Origin of the sequence: Acidisphaera sp. L21 (genome assembly GCF_009765685.1) — a bacterium.
Taxonomy (GTDB): domain Bacteria; phylum Pseudomonadota; class Alphaproteobacteria; order Acetobacterales; family Acetobacteraceae; genus LMUY01.
The window spans coordinates 28353-36856 of the sequence record NZ_LMUY01000136.1; the positions used below are offsets into that span (position 1 = coordinate 28353).

Here is an 8504-nt window from a genome sequence, read left to right on the forward strand (position 1 = left end):
TGCATCCGTCGCGCCTACTACGCCGTAAGGCGTGCAGATAGATGCACCGAGGGGCGTGACGTTGATGCACGATTCTGCGACTCAGCACCGCGTGGCGGTCATCGGCTCCGGTATTGCTGGATTATCCTGTGCCTGGCTGTTGTCGCAACGCCACCACGTTACCGTGTTCGAGGCCGCGCCGCGGCTGGGCGGGCATAGCAATACGGTCGTGGTGCCCGGCGCCGATGGTCCGGTGGCGGTCGATACCGGCTTCATCGTCTATAACGAATCGACCTATCCGAACCTGACGGCGATGCTGGCCTACCTTGGCGTGGCGACGCAGCCATCCTGTATGTCATTTGGTGTTTCGCTGGATCAGGGCCGGTTGGAATATGGCGGCACCAATTTGCGATCGCTGTTTGCACAGCGGCGCAACCTGTTGCGTCCACGGTTCTGGTCGATGCTGCGCGACCTCATGCGGTTTTACCGGCAGGCGCCGCAGGATGGTCCTTCGATGCAGGACGGGGTGTGCAGCCTGGGCACCTATCTGGACCGGAACAAGTTTGGCCGCGCCATGCAGCAGGACCATCTGTTGCCGATGGCTGCCGCGATCTGGTCCGCGCCGGCGACTCTGATGCGGGATTACCCGGCGGCGGCGTTCATCAGTTTTTGCGAGAACCACGGGCTGCTGAAGGTGAGCGACCGGCCGATCTGGCGCACCGTCACGGGCGGCTGCCGCAACACGGTGGCCGCACTCGCGGCCGGGGTGTCGGGGCCGGTTCATCTGGACCGGCGTGTGCTTGCGTTGCATCGCGACCCGGCTGGGGTGAGCGTTCACGATAGCACTGGCGCTGCGTCGCGGTTCGATCATGTCGTGGTGGCGACCCATGGGGACCAGGCTCGGGCGATGCTGGCGGATGCGAGCGCGGCGGAACAGAGCGTGCTGGGCGCGTTCCGCACCAGCCGCAATATCGCTGTGTTGCATACCGATCCGGCGCTGATGCCGCGCCGTCGCGGCGTTTGGTCGAGTTGGAACTATGTCGGCGACAGCGAGGGCTCCAGCGACGCGGCGCCGTGTGTCACGTATTGGATGAACCGGCTGCAAAACCTGCCGGGGCCGGATCTGTTCCTGACGCTGAACCCGACGATAGCGCCAGCGGCAGGCACGGTGCTGCATGAGGAGCGTTACGAGCATCCTATGTTCGACGCCGACGCGATTGCGGCGCAGCGGGCCGTGTGGTCGTTGCAAGGGGTTTGGCGTACGTGGTTCTGCGGTGCGCATTTCGGCGCCGGGTTCCACGAGGATGGGTTGCAGGCTGGGTTGGCGGTTGCGGAGCAATTGGGCGGTGTGCGGCGACCCTGGTCGGTGCCGAATGAGTCTGGCCGCATTCACCTGCATCCGGCGCCCGTCTTCGTGCCGGCGCTGGCGGCATGAGCGTTTCGGCATTGTATTGCGGTCATGTGCAGCATACTCGGCTGCGGCCGCGCCGTCACCAATTGCGCTACAGCCTGTTCAACCTGCTGGTGGATCTGGACGAGTTGCCGGTGCTGTCGCGGCGTTTGCGGCTGTTCAAGTTCGATCGGGCGGGGGTGATGAGTTTTCACCAAACCGATCATGGCGACGGAACGGCTGGCGGCCTGCGGCCGTGGGTGGAGACGCATCTCCGGTCCGCAGGGCTGCAAAGCGGTGGTGCAATCCGCGTGCTGTGCATGCCGCGCGTATTCGGACACTGCTTCAATCCGCTGAGCGTGTTTTTCTGTCATACTCCGGACGGTGGGCTGAGCGCGATCCTTTATCAGGTGAACAACACGTTCGGGCAGCGGCACTCCTACCTTATTGCGGTGGAACAGAGCAGCGGGGTCGTGCGGCAAGAATGCGAGAAGGCGTTCTATGTCTCGCCGTTCATGGACATGGATTTGCGGTATGAGTTCGTCGTTCATCCGCCGGCGGAGACCACCGCGGTGACGGTGAACGTGCATGACGCGGAGGGGCTGCTGTTGGCGGCCTCGTTCGCCGGGGAGCGGGAGGCGTTGACCGACCGGCGATTGGCGCTGGCGCTGCTGCGTGCGCCGCTGCTGGGCTTGAAGGTCGTGGCCGGCATTCATTGGGAGGCTTTGAAGATTTGGCGCAAGGGATTGCGGCTGCGTCCGCGGCCGGACGCGCCGGCCCATGCCGTGACGATACCAGTCGCACGCGGAGCAAGCGCATGAGCGAGGCATCGATCGGCACGGCCCGCATGCAGGGCCTGTCTGCGAATTGGCTGGTCAAGCGGCTGATGCGGCGGCTGGTGGTCGGCAGCCTGGTGGTGCATCCGCCCGGTGGCGGCCAGATCGCGCATTACGCGGATCGCGCCGGGCCAGATGCGGTGCTGGTGCTGCATCGTTGGCGCGCGGTGCGGCGGCTGATGCTGGAGGGCGATATCGGCTTCGCTGAATCCTATATGGATGGCGACTGGTCGAGCCCCGATTTGACGGCGCTGATCCAGCTCGCCGCCCATAATATGTCGGCCTTGGGGGCGACGATCGACGGGCCGGGCATCGTTCGCGGGTTGAACCGGGTGCTGCATCGGCTGCGCCCCAACAGCAAGGCGGGCGCCAAGCGGAATATCGAGGCGCATTACGACCTGGGCAACGCGTTCTATGCCGCCTGGTTGGATCGCAGCATGACCTACTCGTCGGCGTTGTTCAGCGACGCGGACCAGTCGTTGGAGCAGGCGCAGCGGGCCAAGCAGGATCGCGTGATCGATCTGTTGCGCCTGTCAGGCGGTGAGACGGTACTGGAGATCGGCTGCGGCTGGGGCGGGCTGGCCGGGCGACTGGCGCGTGATGCCGAGGCGCATGTCACCGGCATCACCCTGTCGCCGTCGCAATTAGGCCACGCCAAAGCGACGCTGCAGGACACCGATGTGGACCTGCGGTTGCAGGATTATCGCGACACGACGGAAACCTTCGACCGCATCGTCTCGATCGAGATGTTGGAGGCGGTTGGCGCAGAGTATTGGCCGGTCTATTTCGAGCGCCTGCGCGCGTGCCTGCGACCCGGCGGGGTTGCGGTGCTGCAGGTCATCACCATCGCCGAAGACCGTTACGAGATCTATCGCCGTAGTGCGGATTTCATCCAGCGTTACGTGTTTCCGGGCGGCATGTTGCCCTCCGTCTCGGTCTTGTCGGGCGAGATCGCGCGGGCGGGGCTGCGGCTGAGTTCGGCGGAGCATTTTGGCCATAGCTACGCCCGAACCCTGCGCGAGTGGCGGGATCGCTTCCATCAGGCCTGGCCGCAACTGGCTGGACCGCGAGGCGCAAGCGTCCAGATTGGTGGCAGAATGCCGGATGAGCGGTTTCGCCGCCGGTGGGATTACTACCTGTCCTATTGCGAGGCGGGATTTCTGGCCGGGGCGATCGATGTCGGGTTGTTCCAGATCACGCACGCGGATGCGCCAGCGTGATCGGGCGGCGCGCGGCGGTGCTCGCGGGACTGGCCGCCGGGCTGCCCTGGGCGGCGCGGGCCGCCAACCCGCCAGTGCCGCCCAATGGCCGCATCGCGTTCGAGGCATTCCGCAACGACAGCCGCATTGGCACCCATACCCTGTCGTTCTCCAGCAATGGTGACGAATTGAGCGTGCGGATCGAGGTTCGGTTTGCGGTGGGGTTCGGTCCGCTGACGCTGTATCGTTACACCCTGCTGGGGACCGAGCGCTGGTCCGGCGGCCGGTTTGTGGCGTTGGACACCGACACGAATGACGATGGCACGCAGCACAAGGTGACGGTGCGCCGGGTGGGCAGTGGGTTGCAGGTTCGCTCCAGCGGGATGCCGGACAGCCTGCTTCCGGCCGAGACGTTGCCGTTGACGCATTGGGCGGTTGCGGCAATGTCCGCGCCGTTGTTCAACCCGCAGGATGGCGTGCCGATTCCTGGTGAGGTGACGAAGACCGGGCCGGAGATGGTCAAGTTTCTCGATGGCAGCGGTGTCGAAGCGAATGGCTATCGGCTGAACGGCAAGCTGGCGCTGCAGGATTGGTATGACGACGCCCAGCATTGGGTGAAGCTGCGGGCGAAGGCGAAAGACGGCTCGGACGTCGATTACCGTCTGGTGTGAGGGCTGGAAGCCTGCATGGTGTTGCTGGTGCGACGGGGAGCGGGTGCGGACATAGGCGGCGGTGCGCATGCGGGGTGCCCGCAGCAGCACGTATCAGCCGGCGGCCTCGGCCGGCCCCCGATGACGCTTGCGGTAGTCGGCGGGGGTGACGCCGAGGTGGCGGGTGAAGGCGCGGCGCAACGTGTTGGCGTCGGAAAAGCCGCATAACGCCGCAACCTGCTTCGGTGGGTCGTGTCCCAGTTCCAACAAGCGCCTTGCCGCGGTCACCCGAGCCTGCTCGACCCAGGCGGCGGGGGTGATGCCGGTTTCCTGCTGGAATACCCGGGCGAAATGGCGGGGGCTCAGGCCGGCATGGGTGGCGAGGCTGGGGATGCCCAGGTCGGCTGCCGGGTTGGCGACAATCCAACCCTGCACCTCCTGCAGGGCGGAGCGGCCGGCGAGGGCGGTGGCTCCCTTGCGGCTGAACTGGGTTTGACCGCCGGGGCGTTTGAAGAACATGACGAGTTGGCCGGCGACGCGCATTGCGATGTCGCGGCCCAGATCCTCTGCCACCAGGGCCAGCGCCAGGTCCAGCCCGGCGGTCACGCCAGCGGCGGTGCGCAGCTTGCCGTCACGGATGTGGATGGCGTCGATGTCGACGGTGACGGCCGGGTAGGCGGCGGCGAGCCGGTCGGCCACCGCCCAATGCGTGGTGATCGTGCGGCCGTCCAGCAGCCCCGCCGCCGCCAGGAAGAACGCGCCGCTGCACACCGAGCCGTAGCGGCGACATGCCGGGGCGACGCGCCGCAGCCAATCCAGCACAATGGGGTCGATGGCGATGTCTGCTGCGTGGGGTGACCCGGCAACCAGCAGCGTGTCGATCCGCTGCTCCGCGTCCTTGCCAATGACGGCGTCGGGGACGAGGCGGACGCCGGATGACGTGCTGATGTCACCGGGCACGCTGGCGATGATGCGGAGGCGATAGGCGTCCTGGCCCGTTTGGACATTGGCCTCGGCAAACACATCCAGCGGGCCGCTGACGTCCAGTAGCTGGACGCCGGGCACTGCCAGGATCGCGACTGTTTTCGAGCGCATCGGGTCAGGTGTCCTTCCACGCGGCAAAATGGCTGAATATGATACATAGAGTCAAATGCAGACGAGAGTGGAAACGGCGTATCGTCACCTGACACAAGGAGGCGATCATGGCATCAGCGATTGGCGGCATCACGGTTCCGGATAGCGTGCTGGGGCGGCAGATTACCGAGTTGGTGCGAGACACGGCGCCGCCGCTGCTGTTCCACCATTCCAGCCGGGTGTATTATTTCGGCGCGCTATCCGGCCAGCATCGCGGGCTGATATTCGACCCGGAGGTGCTGTATGCCGGCGCGATGTTCCACGATATGGGGCTGACGCCGCAGCACAGCAGCGCGCAGGAGCGGTTCGAGGTGGATGGTGCCAACGCCGCGCGTGATTTCCTGCGCCAGCATGGGATCGCGCAAGCCGATATCGACACGGTGTGGACGGCGATCGCGCTGCACACGACGCCGGGCATTCCGCAGCATATGCATCCCGTGGTGGCGCTGGTGACGGCGGGTGTGGAGATGGACGTCCTAGGATTAACCTACGCCGAATACAGCGAGGCGGAGCGCAAGGCCGTAGTGCATGCGCATCCGCGCACCGACCATTTCAAGGAAGACATCATCCAGGCCTTCTACGACGGCATCAAGCACAAGCCGGAGACGACGTTCGGCAACGTCAAGGCCGACGTGTTGGCCGACAAGGACCCGCATTTCCATCGCGGGAATTTCTGCAGCGTGATCCGCCAGTCACCCTGGGCGGCGTAGCGCTACGCCCGGCGGGGCCAAGCGGGTTCGTGCGTGCCGAGTGGCACCGCCGGGCGATCCCACCGCGGCGGGGTGGCGGACATCTGCACCACGGGCGCCAGATGGGTTAGTTGCCCGGATGGGGACGGGGATTGCATGAGGTAGGATTGCAGTTCCTCTGCAGGTAGCTCCGCCACGCCTTGGGCGGGGTCGGCGGCGCCGAGGCTCTTGATCCATTGGCCTGCGCCGGCCAGGGAAAGGCGGACCATCCAGCTTCCGCCCTGTTGGGCGCGCCGGGCCAGGGCGACCATGGTGCCGTAGGCGAGCAGGTAGCCGGCGACGTAATCCTGCGGGGAGGCAGGTTGCAGGGTCGGCTTGGCGTCCGGCCCGTTGAAGGCCATGCCGTTCGCGGCCTGCACGACGGTGTCGTAGCCGCGGCGGTTGGCCCATGGCCCGGTATGCCCCCAGGCGCTGAGCGTGACGTAGACAATGCCGGAACGTAGCGCCGCCAGGTCTTGCGGGCCGTAGCCGTGGCTGGCGAGCGCGCCGGGGCGGTAGGATTGCAGGAACACGTCACCGTCGCGGATCAACTGGCGCAGCGTGCCGGCCTGGCTCGGCTGCCGGAAATCTAGGAAGGCCGATAGCTTCCCGGTCCCGGTATCCAGATCGAACATGCCGGAATCCGGCAGGTCGGGGCGGGCGATCTTCAGGATGTCGGCGCCGTGTTCGGCCAGGGCTCGTGCGCCGGTGGGGCCGGCCAGCACGCGGGTCAGATCCAGCACCCGAATGCCGGATAGTGGGCGGTCGCCGGGCGGGAGTGGTTCGGGCGGCGCATCGCCGATGCGCACGATCTCGATCAGAGGTGTTTGGGCGACGGCGGCGGCTTGGGCGGTGGCGTTCCACTCCTGCTCGCTACGCACCAGGGCGCCGCAGCCGCCGGCGGCGAAAATCGCGTCCTCCAATGCCTGGCCGTCCCATTGCGCGGCGCGTTCGGTCACGGACTCCCGGTCCTCGGCAGCGGCGAGCACGGCGAGGTTGCGGGCGCGCAGGTTGGGGAAGTTGCAGTGCAGGTAGATCCAGCGGCCATGCTTGACCGGGTAGAAGCCGGTGACGCCATCCCGGACGCCGGCGGGCCGCACACCATCGACCTTCAGGTACTGGTTGCTGCGGAGGGCTGCGGCAGCGGCCCGGCCGTTGACGGCGATGCGTTGGCGCTGCCCGGTTCGTACCTCCCACAATGACGCGGCGGCGACACCTGTGGCGGCGATGGCGGACGCGCCGGCCTGGGCGATGCAGTAGCGGGTGGGGAAGACCGGGTCGGTGGCGATCACATCGACCAGCGCCGGGTCGGGATCCGGCAAGCCGGCAAGGCGTGTGAGAAGGAGGAGCGAGTTTGGGGTCACGATGGCACCGGCGCGATGATTCAGAAGGACAGCATTGCCATTCTATAACATTCGCCGCCGGATCGGTTAAGACAACCCGGCCGATCAGACTAACGCCATGATTTAGACAGAATGCAACGGCATCAGACGCTAGTATTCAGTCCATTCCGAGGAGGCAACGCTGCAGCCTTTACGCGGAGGGAGCACGACTGCGCTACGACGGCGCGAGGTCATCATCCGCCGACGCCGATTGCCGTTATTTCATAATAGCATGATGGTCACGGATTGGTGAGGTCGGGGATGTTGGCGGCGGTAGCGTGGCGGCGAGGGTAATTTGGCGGGCACGACCCGCACTGGCGTTTCGGCTGAGCCTACGCGATCTGGATTGTGACAAGAATGTCTGACAACGCCGCAGCCCCCGACAGAACCCGCGCCGAATCGCTGCCTGCTTCGGCACCGCGTATGGCGAGCCTACGCAAAATCGTCGGGCCAGCAATGGTGCTGATCGCTGGTGCGCTGACGATCTGGCTGTTGCAGCGTCTGTCGCAGGAACTGGAATATCACGCCGTCATCCGGACGCTGCGCAGCACGCCGATGGCGGCGATCGCGCTGGCGCTTGGTGGTACGGTGGTCAGCTACCTGGCGCTGGTGGCGCGGGATGTCAGCATCGTGCGGCACCTGCGGATGCGCATCGGGATGCCAGCATTGATCTTCGGCGGGATATGCGGCTCGGCGCTTGGGAACGCGGTGGGTTTCGGGACGCTGACGGGTGGGGCCATTCGCTACCGTTTGTATCGGGGCGCGGATGTTCGGCCGGAGGCGATTGCGCGGCTGATGCTGCTGCTGGCGGGCGGCTTCGGCATCGGGTTGGCCGGGTTCGCGGTGGCGAGTGCGGCATTGTATGCGCCTGCCGTGGCGGGGTTCGTCGGGTTGTCGCCGGACTGGATCCGGACGATCGGGGTCCTGGCCATCGCCGGGTCGGCTGCCGGGTATGGCTTGGTCGGCAAAGGCACGCGGACCAGTTGGCGGATTGGCAAGCTGCAGTTGGAGCGGCCGGGCCATCGCTTCGTCGCCACGCAGCTTGCGCTGGTGGCGGTGGATCTGCTCGGCGCCGGGTTTGCGCTTTGGGCGCTGCTGCCGGAATCCAGCATGGCGCTGGGGCCGTTCATGGCGATCTATGCGGTGGCGATGGCGCTGGGCGTGCTGAGCCACGTGCCCGGCGGGCTGGGTGTGTTCGAGGCGGTG

Annotated in this window: 7 protein-coding genes and 1 pseudogene; 6 read left to right on the top strand and 2 right to left on the bottom strand. The window is 66.2% G+C overall.

Translation table 11 applies throughout. The features are described from left to right. Positions 1-64: 64 nt before the first annotated feature. The 4 genes from GSQ76_RS25400 to GSQ76_RS25415 are packed head-to-tail and all read left to right on the top strand — an operon-like array spanning position 65 to position 4075. Positions 65-1414, top strand: a complete 1350-nt coding sequence (locus GSQ76_RS25400; protein ID WP_158746892.1) for an NAD(P)/FAD-dependent oxidoreductase — start codon at positions 65-67, stop codon at positions 1412-1414. Continuing rightward, positions 1411-2190, top strand: a complete 780-nt coding sequence (locus GSQ76_RS25405; protein ID WP_158746893.1) for a DUF1365 domain-containing protein — start codon at positions 1411-1413, stop codon at positions 2188-2190. The genes GSQ76_RS25400 and GSQ76_RS25405 overlap by 4 nt, the downstream gene beginning before the upstream one ends. Then, positions 2187-3425: a cyclopropane-fatty-acyl-phospholipid synthase family protein gene (locus GSQ76_RS25410; RefSeq protein ID WP_158746894.1), complete on the top strand. Its 1239-nt coding sequence runs from the start codon at positions 2187-2189 to the stop codon at positions 3423-3425. The genes GSQ76_RS25405 and GSQ76_RS25410 overlap by 4 nt, the downstream gene beginning before the upstream one ends. Beyond that, positions 3422-4075, top strand: a complete 654-nt coding sequence (locus GSQ76_RS25415; protein ID WP_158746895.1) for a DUF6134 family protein — start codon at positions 3422-3424, stop codon at positions 4073-4075. The genes GSQ76_RS25410 and GSQ76_RS25415 overlap by 4 nt, the downstream gene beginning before the upstream one ends. A gap of 93 nt (positions 4076-4168) precedes the next feature. On the opposite strand, the gene GSQ76_RS25420 is transcribed toward GSQ76_RS25415, so the two are convergent. Beyond that, the gene (locus GSQ76_RS25420; RefSeq protein ID WP_158746896.1) at positions 4169-5149 is read right to left on the bottom strand and encodes a GlxA family transcriptional regulator; all 981 of its coding nucleotides are present in this window, start codon (positions 5147-5149) and stop codon (positions 4169-4171) included. A 107-nt stretch (positions 5150-5256) separates the two neighbouring features. On the opposite strand from GSQ76_RS25420, the gene GSQ76_RS25425 reads away from it, so the two are divergent. Further along, a complete protein-coding gene (locus GSQ76_RS25425; RefSeq protein ID WP_158746897.1) occupies positions 5257-5898 on the top strand; it encodes an HD domain-containing protein in 642 nt (213 codons plus the stop codon). A gap of 2 nt (positions 5899-5900) precedes the next feature. Here the strand turns inward: GSQ76_RS25425 and GSQ76_RS25430 are convergent, their stop codons facing one another. Next, the gene (locus GSQ76_RS25430; protein WP_158746898.1) at positions 5901-7280 is read right to left on the bottom strand and encodes a CoA transferase; all 1380 of its coding nucleotides are present in this window, start codon (positions 7278-7280) and stop codon (positions 5901-5903) included. Between the two features lie 375 nt (positions 7281-7655). Between GSQ76_RS25430 and GSQ76_RS25435 the strand changes: the two are divergent. Next, a pseudogene (locus GSQ76_RS25435) lies at positions 7656-8504 on the top strand (hypothetical protein); the annotation flags it as partial.